The 20179-nt window shown below is 47.9% G+C and carries 11 protein-coding genes; 7 read left to right on the top strand and 4 right to left on the bottom strand.

Going from position 1 to position 20179, the window contains the following annotated elements; all coding sequences use genetic code 11:
* From VIM72_RS29925 to VIM72_RS29895, 7 genes are all read left to right on the top strand, one after another.
* Positions 1–545: IMP dehydrogenase (locus VIM72_RS29925; RefSeq protein WP_332006471.1), on the top strand; the 545-nt coding region annotated here is incomplete at its 5' end.
* Between the two features lie 99 nt (positions 546–644).
* Complete coding sequence (gene lnt / locus VIM72_RS29920) at positions 645–2258, top strand: apolipoprotein N-acyltransferase (RefSeq protein WP_332006470.1); 1614 nt, start codon at positions 645–647, stop codon at positions 2256–2258.
* On the top strand, positions 2239–3030 hold the full coding sequence (locus VIM72_RS29915; protein ID WP_332006469.1) for an alpha/beta hydrolase: 792 nt from the start codon (positions 2239–2241) through the stop codon (positions 3028–3030). Before lnt ends, VIM72_RS29915 begins: the two co-directional genes overlap by 20 nt.
* An 18-nt stretch (positions 3031–3048) precedes the next feature.
* Complete coding sequence (locus VIM72_RS29910; RefSeq protein ID WP_332006468.1) at positions 3049–5667, top strand: PKD domain-containing protein; 2619 nt, start codon at positions 3049–3051, stop codon at positions 5665–5667.
* A 166-nt stretch (positions 5668–5833) separates the two neighbouring features.
* Positions 5834–7660 (top strand): gliding motility-associated C-terminal domain-containing protein, encoded by a 1827-nt coding sequence (locus VIM72_RS29905; RefSeq protein WP_332006467.1) that lies wholly within the window; start codon positions 5834–5836, stop codon positions 7658–7660.
* Between the two features lie 32 nt (positions 7661–7692).
* Complete coding sequence (locus VIM72_RS29900) at positions 7693–8448, top strand: SDR family NAD(P)-dependent oxidoreductase (protein ID WP_325642962.1); 756 nt, start codon at positions 7693–7695, stop codon at positions 8446–8448.
* Positions 8449–8570: 122 nt separating this feature from the next.
* Positions 8571–8735, top strand: coding sequence for a hypothetical protein (locus VIM72_RS29895; RefSeq protein WP_185937097.1), 165 nt, complete (start codon positions 8571–8573; stop codon positions 8733–8735).
* A gap of 78 nt (positions 8736–8813) precedes the next feature.
* On the opposite strand, the gene VIM72_RS29890 is transcribed toward VIM72_RS29895, so the two are convergent.
* From VIM72_RS29890 to sprA, 4 genes are all read right to left on the bottom strand, one after another.
* Positions 8814–10031: a sialidase family protein gene (locus VIM72_RS29890; RefSeq protein ID WP_332006466.1), complete on the bottom strand. Its 1218-nt coding sequence runs from the start codon at positions 10029–10031 to the stop codon at positions 8814–8816.
* Positions 10032–10035: 4 nt separating this feature from the next.
* Entirely contained in the window at positions 10036–12318 is a 2283-nt protein-coding gene (locus tag VIM72_RS29885; protein ID WP_332006465.1) for a TonB-dependent receptor, read from the bottom strand.
* A gap of 67 nt (positions 12319–12385) precedes the next feature.
* A complete protein-coding gene (locus tag VIM72_RS29880; RefSeq protein WP_332006464.1) occupies positions 12386–12694 on the bottom strand; it encodes a hypothetical protein in 309 nt (102 codons plus the stop codon).
* 185 nt (positions 12695–12879) lie between these two features.
* On the bottom strand, positions 12880–20142 hold the full coding sequence (sprA, locus tag VIM72_RS29875) for a cell surface protein SprA (RefSeq protein ID WP_332006463.1): 7263 nt from the start codon (positions 20140–20142) through the stop codon (positions 12880–12882).
* Between the last annotated feature and the right edge of the window lie 37 nt (positions 20143–20179).

The raw sequence follows: 20179 nt of genomic DNA, 5'->3' as shown, positions 1-20179 counted from the left end.
GTACCACCCGTATCGTTACAGGTGCAGGGTTCCCGCAACTTTCCGCTGTAATGGAAGCCGCTGATGCGTTGAAGAAACTGGGCATCCCGGTAATTGCAGATGGTGGTATCCGTTATACCGGCGATATGGTGAAAGCCCTTGCAGCAGGCGCTTCTACCATCATGGCAGGATCTATTTTTGCAGGTGTGGAAGAAAGCCCCGGGGAAACCATCATTTACGAAGGACGTAAATTCAAATCCTACCGTGGCATGGGTTCTATTGAGGCCATGCAGGAAGGCAGTAAAGACCGTTACTTCCAGGATGAAGATGATATCAAGAAACTGGTACCGGAAGGCATCGTAGGCCGTGTTCCTTACAAAGGCATGCTGTCTGAAATAGTGCAGCAGTTTGTAGGTGGTTTACGGGCTGGTATGGGTCTTACCGGCTCCAAAGATATCAAGGCTTTACAAGGTGCGCAGTTTGTAAAAATTACTGCAGCTACCGTAAAGGAAAATCACCCGCACGATGTGGTGATCACGAAGGAAGCACCCAACTACAGCAGATAAGCAACATGTCAGATACAAACGCCTGGTACCAAGTACCGGGCGTTTTTGTTTTCAGTGATTCCGCGCTTATCTTCGTCATTCATAATCCGCAATTCCTACATGAAGAAGCCTTACCTGTTGTTAAGTATACTGAGTGGTTTGATCTGCTGGCTCGCCTGGCCTACCATGCCGTTTACCCCGCTCATTTTCATTGCTTTTACGCCCTTGTTGTATATCAGCGATAAAGTGCAGCACCGCTGGAAATATTTTGGTCTTCTTTTCCTGGCTTTCCTGGTTTGGAATGTGGCGTCTACCTGGTGGGTGGGCAATACCACCCTTCCGCTGAGCGGCGTGTTTGCCAATTGCTTCAACGCATTGCTGATGAGCATTCCCTGGCTGGGATACAAAAACACCAAGCGGAAACTACCGGAAGCGGTGGCTTATTTTGCGCTGATCGTATATTGGTTAACGTTTGAATATATTCATCAAACCTGGGAATTCAGCTGGCCATGGCTGGTGCTGGGCCATGCTTTTGCATTGAGGCCGGGATGGATCCAGTGGTATGAATACACCGGTACCAGCGGCGGCACCTTTTGGGTATTGCTGGCAAATATTGTGATTTACAATGTATGGAAACGGGCGCGCCTATACGATTTTACGTGGAAGCAGCTCCTGCTGGGGGAAAGCTGGAAACCGCTGCTGGTAATAGGCTTTCCCTTGCTCATATCAGCTTTTACAGCTGCCCCGGCAGATAATGCTGCAAAGAAAACGGAGGTGGTAATTGTGCAGCCGAACATAGATCCCTATGATGAAAAGTTCAGCGCAGGATCGGCGATGGAACAGCTTGGAAAACTTTTACATCTCACAAAAGAAAAAGCAGACAGCAATACCCGTTATATCATATGGCCGGAAACAGCCCTATTTCCAACAGGCGCCTGGGAACATGAGCTGAATTACCAGCCGGAGATCATCGCCATCCGCGAAATGCTGCAAAAATACCCGAAGGCAAAACTCATCAGCGGGGCAGCTACCACGAAACGATACAACGCCACCGATGAAATACCCGCTACTGCCAGGACCATGAACGACGGCACCCGCTGGGACGCCTATAACAGCGCGATCCAGGTAGATACTTCCCGCAACATCCAGGTATATCATAAGTATGAGCTGGTGCCAGGCGCCGAGCTGGTACCCTATGTAGGCTATTTGTCGTTTATGCAAAGCGTGGCGCTGGACTTTGGCGGTATTACCGGCAGTTACGGCAGGATGCCTGGTGTAGAAATGTTTACCAATCCGCAAGACAGCATCAACGTGTTTCCCGTGATCTGCTACGAATCTGTATTCAGCAACTATATGGCCACCCATATTAAACCGGGCGCTAATTTATTAGTCATTATAACCAACGACGGATGGTGGGGAAATACCGAAGGGCACCGGCAGCATTTACAATATGCGCGTATACGGGCCATCGAAACCCGCCGCTGGATAGCCCGGTGCGCCAATACCGGTATTTCTGCCGTAATAGACCCGGCAGGGAATGTGCATCAGCCGCAACCCTATTGGAAAGAAGCTGTTTTTAAAGCAACTGTAACACCAGAGGCAGGTATTACGTTCTATGTAAAAAATGGTGATCTGGTTTCGAAAGCAGCACTAATATTTTGTATCTTGTTAGTGGTACATGCTTTTATTTCACGATTTATTCCCGGCTTAAAACATGCGGAAATCAATCAATAACGGAAACATCACCTGGCTCGACGAAGGCAAGGGTGCAACAATAGTGCTTATACACGGTTTTTCAGAAAATGCAACGCTTTGGGACCACCAGGCTAAACAGCTAAAAGAGCATTACCGGATTATTATCCCTGATTTACCCGGCACCGCGTTATCACCCCTTACCACTCCGCTTACCATTGAATCCATGGCGGAGTACGTATATGCCATCCTGTTAGCAGAAAATATCAGTGAAGCAGTTGTTATTGGTCACTCTATGGGCGGCTACATTGCACTGGCACTGGCAGAGAAATACCCAACACTGCTGAAAGGACTGGGCCTCTTTCATTCTACCGCCAAAGCAGACAGTGAAGAGAAAAAGGAAGGCAGGCGCAAATCCATCCGTATGATGGAGCAATACGGGGCAGAAACATTTTTACGGCAAACATTGCCCAATATGTTCAGTCCTGCTACGAAAAGCAAACACAATGAATTGGTAGATGCCTATGTAAAACTGGGCATGGAATGCCAGCTTCCAGCCCTGGTAGCATATTATGAAGCCATGGCGCAAAGGCCTGACAGAACCGGGGTATTGAAAACCCTCCAGGTGCCGGTATTATTTATGATCGGTAAAGATGATAATGCAGTGCCGCTGGATAACGTGCTGCCACAGATAACTTTACCGGCAACAGGCAGTATACATATTTTTGAAAATGTAGGCCACATGGGTATGTGGGAAATAGCGGAAGAGAGCAATGTGATATTGGAACAGTTTATAGCGTTTTGTCAACTATAATCTAAAAAAACACATGTTTTGAAAAAACTTCTTGTCATCCTGCTATGCATGGTGTGCGCCCTGGTGGCGCAGGCCAGCCATATCATAGGCGGACAGGTTTACTATAAGTATCTCGGGCAGAGCGGGAATATGCTTCAATATTCCATCACACTGAAATTATACCGCATTTGCGGCGATGGGGAACGTATTGCCAAAATGCCCAGCGCTGTTATCCTTTCCTCTTTCGACAGGGGCGATTACCGGACAATAGGCAGGTACCAGATTACACGTACCGATTTTGAAGTAAAAACCCTTGCCAAAATTGATCCGTGTATCGTTAACCCACCAGTCATCTGTTACCAGATAGGCACTTACACTACTACTATTTCCATCCCGGTGAATACCTCCGGTTATACCATTGCTTTCCAGAGCTGCTGCCGCGATCCCTATATGGAGAACATAGTAGCAGAACCTATACCCGGCGGGCGCCCCGGCGACCTTGGCACCGGCGCCACCTATTATGCAGATATACCCGGCAGCAACTCCGGCGCTACCAATAATTCAAGCCCGGTTTTTAATAAAGAAGAAGCGACGCTTGTTTGCGCCGATAAGAAATTCACCTATGATTTTTCTGCTACAGACCCTGATGCAGATTCGCTCAGTTATGAGTTCTGCGATGCGTATAAAGGCGGGAAAACCAGTGAAGGAGATATTCCTCCTGCAGCAGAAGCGCCACCTTACAGTTTCGCCAGTTATGTATCGCCTTTCAGCGGCAGCAGCCCGCTGGGATCTACCGTTACTATAGATCCAAAAACCGGTATTATTTCCGGCATAGCCCCCGCAGCCGGCAAATACGTGGTAACGGTCTGCGTAAACGAATACCGCAAAGGGCAAAAGATAGGTACATTGCGGAAAGACTTTCACATCAACATCACCTCCTGCGTGAAACTGGCCACTGCTTCCATGCCTGAAAAATATGCGGATTGCAGCAGCTTAACCATCACCTTCACCAACAACAGTACGCTTGGGAAGCCCTACCACTGGGACTTTGGAGATGGCACCTTCCTTGATACAAACAGTGCAGATCCTATTCAGCATACTTATGCAAGGCAAGGCACCTATACTGTAAAGCTGTATGTGGATAAGGCCAGCAATTGCGGCGACAGCGCCCTGGCCACCGTATATGCGTACCCGGTATTCAAGCCTGCATTTACCAGCACCGGCGCCTGTATAAATAAAGAAACCCGGTTCAACTCCACCGCCACCCAATCTGATGCCGGCGCCATTGAATATTACAAATGGGATTTTGGTAACGGCGATACGTCGAACCTGGCCAATCCTCAATATACCTACAAAACGCCAGGCACTTATAATGTGAAGCTGCTGGCAAGAAATGTAAAAGGCTGTGAGCAAACCATCACAAAGCCACTGGTGATCTACGATAAACCGCCGTTCACCGCTACCAACGATACATTGCTTTGTGCGAAAGACAGCCTGCAGATGTGGGCTACCAGCACACTTCCCGGCACCTATGCATGGACGCCGGATAATTATTTCATCCTGAATCCCACTACCCCCAATGCCATTGTATTCCCTCCCAGATCATCGGAATATAAGGTAACATTTACAGATGCACAGGGTTGTACCAATTTTAAGGATATAAAGGTTGATGTAAGAGATACTATCCGTGTAAAAACTATTTCCGATAGTACCGTATGTACCAGTGATGAAGTACATTTACCGGCTGTTACTGACGGGACATATACCTTCCGGTGGACAGATCTGGATCGCAACCAGGTGATATCAACACTGGCAGATGCCTATGTAACGCCCACTCCGCCCAAACAAAGTTATGAAGTGCAGGTAACACTGGGAAAATGCCGTTCTGCCGATACCGTTACACTTAAAGTAGTGGATCCGCCCAGGGCCACTGCCGCTCCGGATACCACCGTTTGCTTTGGCGTTCCGCTTACGCTGCGCGCTACCGGTGGCGCTTACTACAAATGGTCGCCTGCCTTTTATGTAGATAAAGCCTCATCGGCCGTTACGCTGGCGCATCCGCCGGACACCACGCTATTCACAGTAACTGTAACGGATACACTGGGATGCCCCAAACCGGTTACTGCCACTGCGCTGGTAAAAGTAGTGCCCAAAGTAAATGCGTTTGCCGGCAACGATACCATTATTATGCTGAACACGCCGTTCCAGTTGAACGCTACCGGTGGCGTACGGTATACCTGGAGCCCGCCGGATGGATTAAACAGCCGCAATATTTATAACCCGGTAACTACGTATAACCGTGATATTACATATACCGTTACCGCCTATACGCAGGAGGGCTGCTCCGGAACAGATAATATTTTTGTTCGCTTTATAAAAGGGCCTGATATATATATCCCTAATGCTTTCTCTCCCAATGGAGATGGTTTAAATGATATATTCCGCCCGTTGCCGGTAGGTATTGTGCAGATGGAATTCTTCCGTGTGTATGACCGCTGGGGTAAGCTGATGTTTTCAAGTACGGCTTATCTGAAGGGATGGGATGGTACCGTTAACGGCAGTATTGCTGCAGTGGGTACCTACGTTTGGGTAGTTCAGGGAAAAGATATTAACAATAATACCGTTCAACGTAAAGGGACCGTCACACTTGTAAGATAAAGTTGGCGCAATTGAACCGGATATGCTCTTTTTTTGTTAAATTCAGAGAGTAGTATCCCCCATCATGAAGAGAGCAGTTTTAATGATATTGAGCTGCTGTTTGTTCCCTGTTTTTGCGGCTGGATATCATATCATTGGTGGCGAAATTTTTTATAAAACATTAGGAATGACTGAAGATAACTCCCGCTACCGTTATCTCATCACTCTCAAGTTGTACCGCGACGCAGATTTTACCTGTGGCGAACGCCAGGGTTGTATTGACAGATTTGAGAACCCGGTTACTGCCAACGTGTTTAGTTCCAACGGCGCCAAAGTTTTATCATCTGTTTATCTCTACATTTCCTTTACCCGTCCACTGATAGATACCCTGAAAAATCCTTGCCTTGCTCCGCAGGCACAACACCTTGAAGTAGCTTTTTATACCGCCACTATTGAGTTGCCGCCAATTGCCGGTGGCTATTATGTTTCCTCCCAGCGTTGCTGCCGGGGCGAAAAGCTAAGTAACATTTATGATTCCGAGCACGAAGGCTCCACGTATTACACCGTGATTCCCGGTATAGAATCAAGGCCTGATAATAACAGCGCATACTTCGACCGGGATACGGCCATTGTGATCTGCAATGCCATGCCGTTTCAACTGGATTATGCAGCTTATGATGAAGATGGCGACAGTCTGACCTACCAGCTTTGCAGCGCATTAACCGACGGCTCCAGTGCCAATGAAAGCAATTCCACTACACCGCCTCCTTATAACACTACAGTGAGTTATATACCTCCTTATTCGGGCAGCAACCCCATGGGGGGCAGCCCCGGTATTTCCATTTCCTCCAAAGGACTGATCACCTGTACACCGGACCGGCCGGGAAAGTATGTGGTAACCGTATGCGTAAATGAATACGACCCGGTTACCAAACAATTCCTGGGCACCCACAGCAAGGATATACTGCTCACTGTATTCAACTGCCAGACAAAAATCACCGCCATTTTTCCATCTGTGCTGAATAACTGTACAGAAGACCCTTCTTTACATGTTCCTATTACCAATTCCAGTGTTGCCGGTTATACATCTACCTATTACTGGACCTTTGGTGATGGCACCGATACCCTCACCGATGCAAAAACAATGTTTTATCATCAATACCCCGACACCGGTGTTTACAAAGTAAAAATGGTGGTAAACCCCGGGCTGGCCTGTACCGATAGCAGTGAAGGCAAAGTATTTAATTACCCGGGCTTAACAGCAGGTTTTACCAGCAGCGGTTATTGCAGGGGCGATCCCATCCTGTTCAATGATACCTCCTCTTATGTGTATGGAAATATTACCAGTCATATCTGGGACCTGGGTATGCTTGACAGCATAGTGACACCAGGCGCAGAACGCGCCATGAGATACGTATTCCCTAAAGGAGACGTATATACGATTTCGCTGACCCTGTTAACAGATAAGCAATGTGTAAAAACCGTCAGCAAAAATATACGGATCTATGAAGTGAATCCCTATGCCGGCAACGACACTATTCTTGCCAGGGGGCAGCAGATGGTGATGCAGGGCAGCGGTGGTGATTTTTATTCGTGGTCGCCTTCAGACGGACTTAGCAACCCCAACATTGCGCAGCCGGTGCTGAACTATAACAGGGATATCTCTTTTGCATTGCGCGTATCCAACCAGCAGGGCTGTTTCGGGTTCGACTCCGTGCACATAAAATATTACACAGGGCCTGAAATGTATGTCCCTAATGCGTTTTCTCCCAACGGGGATGGACTGAACGATCACTTCCGGTTTATCCCCGTTGGTATCACCACCTACAAATTTTTCCGGATCTTCAACCGGTGGGGAACGGAAATTTATTCTTCCACCGACTTCCGCACCGGGTGGGACGGCACTTTCAAAGGAGCGCCCGCCCCGGTAGACACTTACATCTGGATATTGCAGGGCACCGACTTCAACGGGAAAGAGATCATGAAAAAAGGAACCGTTACCCTGGTCCGCTGATACTTTAGTAAATTGCACAAAAATAACCGCTCATGGGAATTGTTCTTATCACCGGCGCTACTGCCGGTTTTGGCCAGGCTTGCGCTACCACTTATGCCGGTAAGGGTTATGATGTGATTATCACCGGTCGCCGGAAAGAAAGGCTCGAAGCATTACAAACCCAGCTAACGCAGGAATTTGGTATCAATGTGCTGGCATTGAATTTTGATGTGAGAAAAGAAGAAGAAGTAAAAGCTGTTTTAGGCACTATTCCGGAAGATTGGCGCAAAATTGACATCCTTGTGAATAATGCGGGTCTTGCTGCCGGTTTAAACACCATTGATGAAGGCAATACAGATGACTGGGATGCCATGATAGACACCAACGTAAAAGGATTGCTGTATGTGTCGCGCACCGTTATTCCATGGATGCGTTCCCGGACTACCGGACATATTATCAATATCGGTTCCACTGCCGCCAAACTGGTATATGCCAAAGGCAATGTGTACTGTGCCACCAAAGCGGCGGTAGACGCTATTTCCCAGGGCATGCGCATTGATCTGCTCCCCTACCGGATAAAAGTAACCGCTATTCATCCCGGTGCGGCGGAAACTGAATTTTCGCTGGTAAGATTTAAAGGAGATGAAGATAAAGCCAAAGAGGTGTATAAAGGGTTCATTCCCCTTAGCGCCCAGGATGTGGCAGACGTAGTATACTACTGCACCTCACTCCCGCCGCATGTTTGTATCAACGACCTGGTATTGACGCCTTTACAACAGGCCAACGCTTATTACATAGATAAAAAATAACACATAGGTGTGATTTCATCGCCGGGAGATAGTTTTTATATTTGGAAACATTTATATATTTTCTGTGGATATTAACACAGAAGATCTATGCCGGACTATCCTGATCATGAAAACCTATCCCTATGCTTACATTTATGACTATGTATTTGCTGCGTCTGTACTATCCCCGGTGGAAAGAAGGATGGCGCTTTTATTTCGGTAATTCCCGGAAAGGCAATTATGGCCGCTGGGCATCATCGCGTAAAGACTGGGCCGGACAAAAAGGCTTTTCATTGGGTTACAGCTGAAACAAGGTTTTGAATTTTGGGATTTAGTTATTTGATTCCTTTCATACCGGGAACAAATGGCTAAATCCCAAAATTATGTTACGGCATGCTTAACAGGTTTATCACCACCTCACTTTTATCTCCCGCTCTTCTCTTATAAGCCACCAATGCCTTATCGGGCTTTACTGCACTGATCACCGGGAAATTAGCATAAGTGCTGTCAGAAGTAAGGACTCCTGCCTCTTTTGTTTTACCATCTGCTGCTTTATACTGAAAACCAACCCTGCTGTTAAAATCATTTTTCCACTTTACCGGTTCGTCCCATACTACCAGGATCTGGTCTGCTATGGTAGTCATTTGCGGGTGCTTTGCCATGGGCGATTTGCTCAATGATTCCTTTTGCGTATAGGTGTTACCGTTATCTTCCGACCGGCAATAAAAAGCGCCTTGTCCGCCGCCCATTGTAAACCATGCAAAGTGCAATCCTTTACTGTTGGCAGTCAGTGTTGGCCCTGTATGCGGACAGCCGTTCACTACCCAGTTATCGGCACTGATACGCACCGGTTTGGAAAAAGTACGGCCTCCATCGGCAGATACCTGGTGTACCATATCGCGGATAGAATCGTTGATGATATCACGGTAAGCCAAATGGATATCCCCGTTTCCTGCTACATACATTTTAGTGCGGCAGCACTGGCAGATAGTGGACGCCACGGGAACCGCGTTTTGAAAACCGCTGCGGTCATGCGTGGTGGCAAAGTAAAGGGTGGAACCTTCTGCACTGGTATCCTTCCTGTTATCCAGCCAGATGGCGGCGGCTTCCCCTCCCGGCAGCAGCGCCATATCAAAATACCGTTGGTCGTACCCGGCAGTATCCGTAACCATAGGCACAGCGGCCTGCCATGTTTTGCCGTTATCAAACGACTGTGTATACATCACTTTACCTGCGTACTTATTCCGCGGGTCATTGGCTTCTATTCCAAAGAGCGCAATCACAGTGCCACCGGGTTTAAACAACAGCTTCGGTAAATTTTCATCATGCGGGTATACACCTGAAGAAGAAGGAATGGCCAGTGGTTCAGAAAACGTATAACCATCATCGTTAGATACTGCATAATACATCAACCCGGTATCTCCACCTTTGTTTGTTTCCACCCAGCTCACTACAGGGCGACCTTCTGTATCTTTTGTGATATACGGACAGGAGGCATCCTTTCCGGCATGCGATATAACCAGCGCTTTACCTGGTTGCAACGTGCGTGGCCTGCATGCCACAAATACCATCATCATTATTATCCATACTGCTGCCTGTTTCATCTGTTTATTTTTTCCCGGTAAATGTATACGCCACGCCTAAGTTGAAAGTCTGACGCGGGCCTACCCTGTATGTTTTGCCATAGGCAGATTTTTCTGCTGTGGTGGCATACAACTGATCGCCTATATTCATGCAGTTGAGCCAGCATTCAAATCCTTTGTAAGTGTATCCTACCCTGGCGTTAAACAAATCGTACCCGTTATATAAGGAAGTGTTGGCAGGATCCATATAGTATTTGCTGATATGCTGCCATTCTGCACCTATCCTGAAACCGGTCAGGAATAAAGGCTTCCAGGTGATCTCTGTATTGGCGATCCACTTAGGGGCGCCGCTCATCTGGTTATCGTTATACACCTTACTTCCATCTGAATAAGCTTTAAAAAGATGTTCTGCGTAGGTGCCACTGGTGCGCACAAAAACACTTCGCAGCGGCGTATACTTAATATTCCACTCTACGCCGCTGTGGGTAGTAGCGCCGGTATTCCGGTTTTCATACACGCCATCGGCATTTCTCACACTGATAATTTCGTTACTGCCATTCATACGGTAAATGCTCAGATCGGCATATCCTTTTTCCTTTGCAAATGCAAACCAGCCGCCTGCTTCATAGTTCTGGTAGGTAGCAGATTTCAGTACCGGCACTTTTACACCGGAATACAATTCTGAAATATTAGGCGGCGCAAATCCAACACTATAATTTGCATACAGCCCGCGATTGTTACCGAGGTTGTAGGTGAGCCCCAGCTTAGGTGTAACGGCGTTAAAATTATTCCGTTCACTGGGCGCACCGGTATATGCAGAAGGCGTGAGATGGTTTTCAAAATTATAATCCATACGGTCGTAACGTACAGCCGCTACTACTCTCATTTCCGGTAACGGGGAAAATTCAAACTGTGTGTACACGGCACTGTTCAGCAATCCCACGCGGTAATCTGTGAGCAGGGAATCCGTATTACGATAACCGGCGTAGTAACCGGCAGCATCTTTCGTAATATCTATATAATTAGCTACATAGGTAGCGGGGCTGTAATCAGCACTAATACCGGCAATGAGCGCTGCCTGTTTCCAGTTGAACTGTTTTTTATGCTGCGCAATAATGCCATAACTGTTGAAGCCATCACTGTTGATTTGCCCGTTTGCTTTCAGTGTTCCTCTTATGTCTTTAATAGCATAGAAGGGATTTTGCCCGATGGTATTATTACGGAAGAAGGCAGTAAAGGTAGTATGGTTACTGTGATCCCATTCATGTTCCAGCGTGCTGCGCACCCGCAACGCCTTTACTTCACGATAGGTAAATGTTTGAAAATTGCGGTAATCTTTTGCAAAGAAATGGGCGCTGTCGAGCCCACCGGTCTGATCTGTTTTATAATTGATCAGTGTAGCGGCGTTGGTCCATTTGTTCTTTTCATTTACCTGGTATTCCACTTTTGCGGTGAGCGCCAGCTTATGAAAATCGCTATGATCCATATAACCATTGGTCTGGTTGGCGTAGTAACCGCTTACGGCAAAGCCTACTTTTTTCACGGTGTTGGATACACTGAAATCTGTTCTTTTGTATCCCCAGTTACTGCCTTCCAGCTGGATCCTGGCGGTAGGCACCAGTGTTGGGGAGGCCGTAATAAAATTAACGGCGCCGCCTACCGCTTCACTGCCATACAAGGAGGAAGCAGGCCCGCGGATCACCTCCACGGATTTTAGTGCGGCCATATTAATTTCAATCAGGGCATTGTGATTAAAGTCGCCGATGGTTCTGATGGGAATACCATCTTCCAGGTAAAGGAAAAGGCTTTTATACCCTATAGGCTGGCGGATGGCCATGGTATGCTGTTCGTTGCCCAGGTCCACCATGTATACGCCGCTTACTTTATTCAGTACCCTGTCCAGTGTAGTGGCTTTGGTTTCACTCAGCGTTTGGGCGGAGATAGTACTGATGGCTACCGGCGCTTCAGAGCGCTGCTGCTTGTCGCGCGAAGAAGAAACGATGATCTCATTCAGGCTGGTAGTGCTTTGCCGCAGGTAAATCACCGGTGTTTTTGCCGCTGCATCAACAGGCAATTGTATAGGAACATATCCTACGTATGATATTTCTATGGAGTCTGCTTCAGCAGCTGTTAATTCATATTTCCCCTGTGCATTGGTATTACACCCGGCGGCCGCGTGCAATAGCCTTACATTCACGCCAGGCAGTGCTTCTTTGGTTTGAGCATCTGCCACACGCCCATGTATCTGCTGCGCATAACTGTTTGCCACGGCTATGCATGCAATGAGGAGTAAACAACATTGTTTCATGTATGTACGTCATTATACCGTTCGCTGCTAGCGGACGGGGTTGGTCAGGTAGTATAAGTTTCAAAAATCAGGCTACTACCAGCTGGGGTGGGTGAAAAACGGAGAGGGCCAGTGAATGAAGGCGGGGAGCCTTATAATTAGCGTTAAAAACGGATTGATCAATGGGGGGCGTAGTGTGGAAAGAGGGTAAGGTTTCTACAAACATCACCTCATATTTATCTTTCCCGGTGCTGTTGTTTTTGTCCTGCTGCGCATCCCTGTCGAGCTCCTTTTTAAGATGACAGCGACCATTACAGTGCATTTCAGGTTTGTTCTTATTTTCACAAAGCACACTGGCGATGTAGGACTGGTTCACTTTAAACTGCACGAAAATCACGCTCCTGCTGAAGTTTTGCAACAGCAGACCCAGAAATATGCATATGATCCCAAACCCTTTCACGCCGCAAACCTAGTAAATAATTATCAATCCCCTGTTATGAAAAAACGGATTTATAGTTAGACAAACGGGACAGTTTATGCCGTTGTTCATCTAACTATAAATCCGTTATATATATTTATTCGCTATTGCGACAATACAAACCGGAAGGTAATACCTCCACTGGTGCTGGTAATCGGGTATGCGGTGGAAATTACCGGGATGGTTTGCCTGCGGTCGTAGAAGAATCTAAGATTCAACCTGTTATTTACTACGTAATCGATAGATGGCGAGATGCCCACTACCTTCTGGCCGCTGGTAGGAATAGCCAGGTCGGCATCCAGGCGGTTATTGGCTGTTTTATCGTCCCGGAAACTGAGGTCCAGCCGGAAGTTCATATCGTTCTGCAGTTTTTTGCCGCCATTCCTGCTGAAAGAGAATGGTAACTGAACGCCTCTTACGCGATAACCCGCGCCGATAATGATTTCGCTGGAACGCACTTCTGTGAGCTGGTAATCGATAAGGCTCAAACTGAGGGAGCGGCTCTTCCTGAATTCCACTCTTGCATTCAGACTGTTCACAAAAGTAAGGTCTACACCCAGTAACGGGGAGAAGGACTCTGTGAGCGTAAGGTTAGGCACCATAAAGTATGGATAGTAATTCCCGGAGATGGTATCCCTGAACGCCGGGTAGCCCGTGAGGCGCGGATCTTCAAAATACATGGATGTATTGTAAGAGCTCATGCTCAGCGTTCCCGTATAGGCGTGCCTGATAGTAAAATTAGTCAGGAAGGAGCGGAATGGCTCCAGCTTGGTTAACCCGTTATAAGTGAGGCTCCAGTTAGGTTTTGGAATATAATTGCTGAAAGGATTGCTCTTCACATTATCATTGCCCTGTTTCAGCAGCGATATCTTATCCGGGCTGGAACCTGTGTAGGCCGCCAGGAAGGCTGGTATCAGCACATCCTGCGCGTACCGGGTATAACCGTATGCATAAGTTGGATCTTTAGGATCGCCGGATGGAACGCCCGGATCCTTATTATAGGGATTCGCTGCGCCCAGCCGTTTTGAAATCGCGTTACGGTACGATTCAAAGTTGCGGAAGGTCTGTGAAATACCATCCGAGGTATTGATCTTACCAAACATGGTTTTGATAGCGATATAGGTAATTTCAAAACCACCGGCATCATATGGGCTCAGGTGCTGGAAGTTGGCCGGATCTGTAAGATTTTTGAACAGTTCCGTATGTGTTTTGGTAAACGACTTGGTCATGGTCAGATCAATGCGCAGATCATTGATCGGTTCCAGCTGGGCCTGTAAATCCCAACGTTGTGTAAATTGTTGTTGCGCCTGGACGTTAAATAGCGTATCCGGCGTAATAAGCCCTTTCTGTGCAAACTTGTCAAACCATTTCCGGTCCGGCTGATAACCGAATACGAAGTTCAGGCCCGGCGCCATGGTGGCCCAGTTCATACCAATGATCTTGGTACTGTCTATATAACCAGGTAAACGGGTACCAGCGTTTTCATTGAAGTTAAACCCGATCCTTTTCAGCATCATCAGTGGCTTCAGCAATCCTTTCACCCAGGGTGAAATTTCATCGGAAGAAGCGGTCTGGTTCTGGTTCGACTGGTTACCGTTGTTATTTTTGTTATTACTATTCTGGTTGTTGTTTTGCGGCTTCCTGGCATTTACATCGCGGAGGAATTTCGATTTATTATAAAGCTCCACGAATTTGAATTCTGCCGTCAGCGTTTTCTGCTGGGAGTTTTCGATAGCATTACCAAGATACAAAGCCAGCTGGGAGGCGCCAGTCCAGCGGTATTCTGTACTGTAGCCAAACGCGATGTTGGTCCAGCTCAGTGCCGGGAACTTCGCCGTAGGCAATGTGTACGTGAAGTTGGCGTTGTGCATGTAGTTGGTATTACGCCCGCCTTTGAAGAAGTTGCGGCGCACGGTATCTTTCTTCGCCGAGTTATCAATACGCCCGTTGGGCTCATCGATACGGGCATTATTCACCGCATTGAATTCAAAGTTGATGCTTCGTGTCAGATCCCATTTAACGGTATAGTAGCGGTCGAACGTAAAGTATTTGTTATAGGTTTCCGGGAGCTGGTATTTCACATCACCGCCTACGTTACGCACGCGGGTGGCGCCAAACTGCCGGGAAACATCTGCCCTGAAACTCAGGATAGAAGGCACATAGTTAACATTGAAATCACGTATGAGATCAAGCCAGTGCGTTTTACTTTTGATCAGTTTTTTAAACGGCTCCAGGTAATGCGGCTGACCGGCGAAATTGTACCCCAGGCCTCCCCTGTGCTTGGTGAGCACATCGCTTTGAATAATGGGGTTATGGCGCAGGATCTGTGAGAAGGAATAGCTGATGTCAAAGTTTTCTATATCCCACAGGTGCCGTTTGCCACCGCCGCCCAGGTTGAGTTTACGGACGTTAGTAAAGTTCAGGCTTTTGATGGAGGTGAAATCCTGTGCATCGCGACGGATAGAATCTTTCTCCCGCCTGCTCCTGGCGAGGGCAATTTTATCTTTCAGTTTTATATCCAGGTCATAAGGATCGTATTCCGGATTACTGGCCGATTGTGAGTAACCGGCATATACCGGAATGGAGATCCCTGCTTTCTTTGGCAGCAGTTTACCCAGGTCGAGATTGGCGGCGGCATCGTATTGCAGGAAATTATCCCTGAACCGTTCGTTTACGCGCTGGTCGATATTTCCAAAACCTGCCGTATGCATGTTACCTGAAATGGAAATAGATCCCAGGTCCGACAGCTGAACGTCTACCCTTGCCAAAGCAGCGTATCCGCCTTTTTCATCAAAATCGGTGAGGCGCAGTTCATCCAGCCATACTTCCGCGCAGCGGGGCTGTCCATCGTCTTTGGGATTCTGGATACCTATCATCATGGTGCGGGCATCCCCCAGGCTTGGGTTACCTACTACCGTCATAAAGTTTCCGTACTGATCGGCCACGGGGTTAGCGGGGTAAGGCAACAGCGGGGAACAGGAATCGCACATATTGCGTTGCTGTTTCAGGGTGCTGAGCTGCGACATCAGGAGGTCGAGGTTATTACGTTCCGGCCAGATATCGAGCGCTGTTTTAGGACCATTCCAGTCTGTAACTTTCAGCGGGATGCGATATTCGTAGTAGTTGCTTACAAAGTCGCTACCAATACGGATCACTGCCTGTATCTGCCCGTCTTTCAGCGAGGTGGCGGTACCTACTGCCTCCGCGTGGATAAACATCTGCAGTTTTTTATACTGGCGCAGATCCATATTCAACGTTTTGTACATGGCGCGCATTTCGCCATCCTTCAGGTTACAGAGCTGAACAGACAATGACTGTTCATTCAGCTGCAGGGTAGTATTGTTGGTGCTGATGGTATTTTGCCGTACTACTCCAGGTGGCAACACATATGGAATAGGTGTACGGGAAGAATTTTCCTCAATATTTACAGCAGAAGAATTAAAGGTAGTGGTATTATCCAATGGAATAGGATCGCCGGGACGCAGCTCATACAGGTAACGGCGCCACTGGTTGCGCACCAGCTCCAGTTTACCAAAACGCACCACGATGGAATCGCTGAAATTGGTAAGGAACATACGCATGAAGCGGATGGATTTGAAATCCGGTATGTTACCAATTTTGGCGTTGAACTGGTTCAGCGGTACTTTGAACTGGTACCAGGTTTCAGTTGTTTTCTGATTATTGGGCAATGTTACATCCGCTTCTATTTTATCCACAATGAAGTTGGAGCCTACCGCCATGTTGGGTTTCAGATCTACCCTGTACTGGAAATATTCTTCTGTTTCATTCATGGTGTTATCCCTGTTCAGGTCTTCTGATTCAGGAATATTGGTAGCTGCGGAAGAGAACTGTGATTTCGGATCAGACACGGGGGAGTTGCCTTCCGGGTTGCTGTAGTTCTTATAGCGTTGCAGGATGCTCAGACCATTATATACCGGGTCGCGGTAGTGTTTATAATCATCATTCGCCGGATCCTGGAGCGCGCGGTTATACACCGGGCTTCCGCCAAAGTTCTGACGCAGCGTATCCATATAACCTTTGAAGAAGGCGGCTTCATCCTGCGACTTCAAGCCATCGTATCCCACATCCTGGTAGTTGCGGATATTAGGATCATTGTCAAAGGCCTGGGTGATCTGCTGCTGGAATTTAGGTACACGGCCCCATTTGGATGAATCGATCTTATTCGGGTCCTGGCGGGGATCGGGCATACCGTTTTCAAAGAATTTTTTAGAATCTTTGAGGATATCTTCCGATACGTTACCCAGGTTGAAATACAGGGAACCGCCGGTGCTGTTAGGCTGTTTGATAAAAGGATCCTGTATCCAGAATTCGATGTATTCTATATTGGCTGTTTCAAAGTCGCTGTTATCAATGGCCCTCATAATACCACCCCACTTAGCCTGCGGACGGCTCAGGTGGCCGTTGTTGTCCATGGCCATTGGGGTATTGGTAAAGTTATATGGCCCTCTTTCTGTTGGATAGTAAGCCAGGTCGAGGGTGCTCAGCTGGCTTTGGCCGAAGTCGGTAGACCTGTTTTTAAATACTTCTTTCTGGTATACCAGCCTTACGCGGGGGTCCGACTGGTCATCTACAGAAATACCCGGAGGCAGGTTGGGTGACTTGGGTAACTGGAGGGTAGGTTCTATAATATACCAGGCCAGTTTTGCCCTGTTTTTTCCGTAATCCAGTATATTATTCAATTCTGCTTCCGGGAACATCACCCTGCCACTGGCGTCTGTAGCGCCTTTTGGCGTGGAGGCGAGCGCCCAGCTGGTAGCCGGGAACTTCAGGTCATAGCCACTTTTCACGCCTTCAAAGTCGTCGATATAAGCGGTACCGCTCCTGCTGCCGGGTTCATTCACCAGTTTACTATGGCCCGGGAACAGGCGGGCTACCTCACCGGTGAACAGGATATTGGAAGGAGATGAACTGGTGTAGTTGGGTAATTTATCCAGGAAGCGGTTGAGGCCTTTCCATTCGGAGGCATAGTTTGCATCCAGGCCCACCATGGTATTTTTGATGGGATCTTCCCCATAGTTCACTTTCTGGTAATAGGGTCTTTCGCTCATGCGCACTACCGTACCACCGAGGCTCAGCTTATCATTCACGAGGTAATCCAGGCGGGTACCAAAATAGTTCCGGACCTGTTGCCCGAAGAGGGAGTTATTTTCAAACTGTACATTGATAGGTACGCCGGAATTGAGCACACCTCCATTGATAATTTTCAGCCTGCCAAGGTTATAGTCGATGATATAATCCACATTTTCGCGGAGCTGCTGACCGCCGGCGGTTACCACTACTGATCCCGGCGGAATGGTGGTACCGGAACCGAGGTTGATCTCGGAGCTGCTGGCCGATTTATAGGATCCCCTGATCACATAGCGGTTCAGTTGGGGGAACTGCTGCGCCACTACTTTAATGGAGTCGTATAATACGTTATAGAGATATTGTTTTTCCAGGGCGGCATCGCCGTTAAAGGCTTTTTTCAATCCATCCGCGAATGGTTCCAGCACGGGGAACATGATCTTACCGGTAAGGGAGTTGATCGTATAGCCTTCCACGTAATCGAACACCCCATCGGGCTGAGGATCCAGCTGGTTGTTGAGGCGGTCGAGGTTGAGAATAGTAATGATCGGTGCACCGGCGTAATCGCCTTTGGCATCGGGGATATACCGTTTATCGCTGGGAGGGCGCCCTTCCGCGCCCGGATCTTTATAGTATACATCCATGCGGAAGTCTTCCTTATTTACCTGGAAGGCGCCCGTGGCATATATATTCTTCATCATGAGGTCCCATACCGGAAGGGTAGGACGGGCGGAAGTGGCTTTCAGCAATTTGAGGAACAAAACCGGCTGGTTGGCGCTGTTGTTCTGATCCGGGGGCACATCCTGGGAAAACTCACCCACCTGGTACACCCTTCCGTTGTAGGTGTACTGGTAAGCTACAGCCAGTACTTCATCTGGTTGTAACTGTTGGTTAAGGGAGATGAAACCCAGCTGGCGGTTGTAGATGTATTCAGTGGAATCGAGCTTACGGGCAAATGTTTTCTCGAACTCCGATACCGGCTGCAGGCCTATATTCAGGAGGCGGCTCACTACTGTTCCCGTATTACGGCTGGCCGGGTCGCTGATCAGTTTTGAATAGAGGTCGTTGGTTCCCCTGTCGGGCAGTTTGGAGCTGGTGAGTACATTGATATCCCTTTTATTGTAGGGGTCCTGTTCTGCCAGGTCCATCAAACCAACGATATCACGGGTTTGTGTGGTGGCCCCGGTTTTATTGGTGACCCATACTTCCAGCCTGGTGATATTGACCAGCGATTTAATTACCGGCAGGTTAGACATAGCGGTATTAAAGTTGTCGCGGAAGTATTGCGCCAGGAGGAAGTGCCGGTTATCTTCATATTCATCGGCCCTGAGGTTGTAGTCCTGCACCTGTGTACCACCTTTGAGCATGAGGTTCTGCTTCTGCGATTTCTGGTTGGAGAGCACACTGGTAACGGTTAAGCGGCCGAACTGCAGCTGGGTTTTCACCCCGAAGAGCGACTGGATACCAGAAATAAGGGTACTGCGCAGGGGGAAGCTCACGTTACCTGCTTCAATTTTCTTGATAATTTCATCGTTGTAGCCGGTGTACTCCAGCTTCACCTGGTTTTCAAAGTCGAACTGCGACGCGGTATTATAATTAGTGATCAGTTTCAGTTTATCCCCGATTTTACCAACCACGTTCATATTGATCCCCATATCGAAATTGAAACCGCCGTTTTTCCTGGCCTGTTCTACCAGTACGGGGTTCTTGATATTCTGGCCCTGGTATCCAAAGGTAAGATCCAGGCTACCCTGGGGGCGGATATCTACTTTGCTGCCGCCGAAAATACGGTCGAACAGGTTGTTGCCGTTATACAGGGCAGGTCCGTTGGCGCGCTGGTTCAGGTTACCGAGGGCGCTGGCTCTTTTCTGCCAGTAGTCCTGTTCACTTTGTTTGGATTGCAGCTTATAGAACTCGTCGAAGTTCATATAGGTAGGATTCCGGTAGTACTGGTTCCCTATTTTTTCTGTGACGGTATATTGTTTCGTAACCGGGTCGTATTCTACTGACTTATTGATGTTGGAAGGATCTTTAAGGTCAATAGCGTTCCCTGACCCCTGATCCGTTATTTTGGGGCCGCGTCTGTCTTGAAGGGGGTATTTCAAGGTATCTTTTTTCCCGGTAGTATCGATTTTGGTTTGAGGAGTAATGGTGGTATCCGGATGCCATCTACTTCTCGATAATTTCAGATTCCCAGAACGATCCCTAGCGGCAGTGTCAACAATGATAAAGGATACAATTGCTATCACCACAAAAGCACCATAGTATGTCTTTCTTGCCAAGAAAAATAGGTTTTATAGAGGATTTTTATTTACTTCT

This window comes from Chitinophaga sp. (assembly GCF_036569185.1).
Lineage (GTDB): Bacteria > Bacteroidota > Bacteroidia > Chitinophagales > Chitinophagaceae > Chitinophaga.
This window is presented reverse-complemented; position numbering and strand designations above follow the sequence as displayed.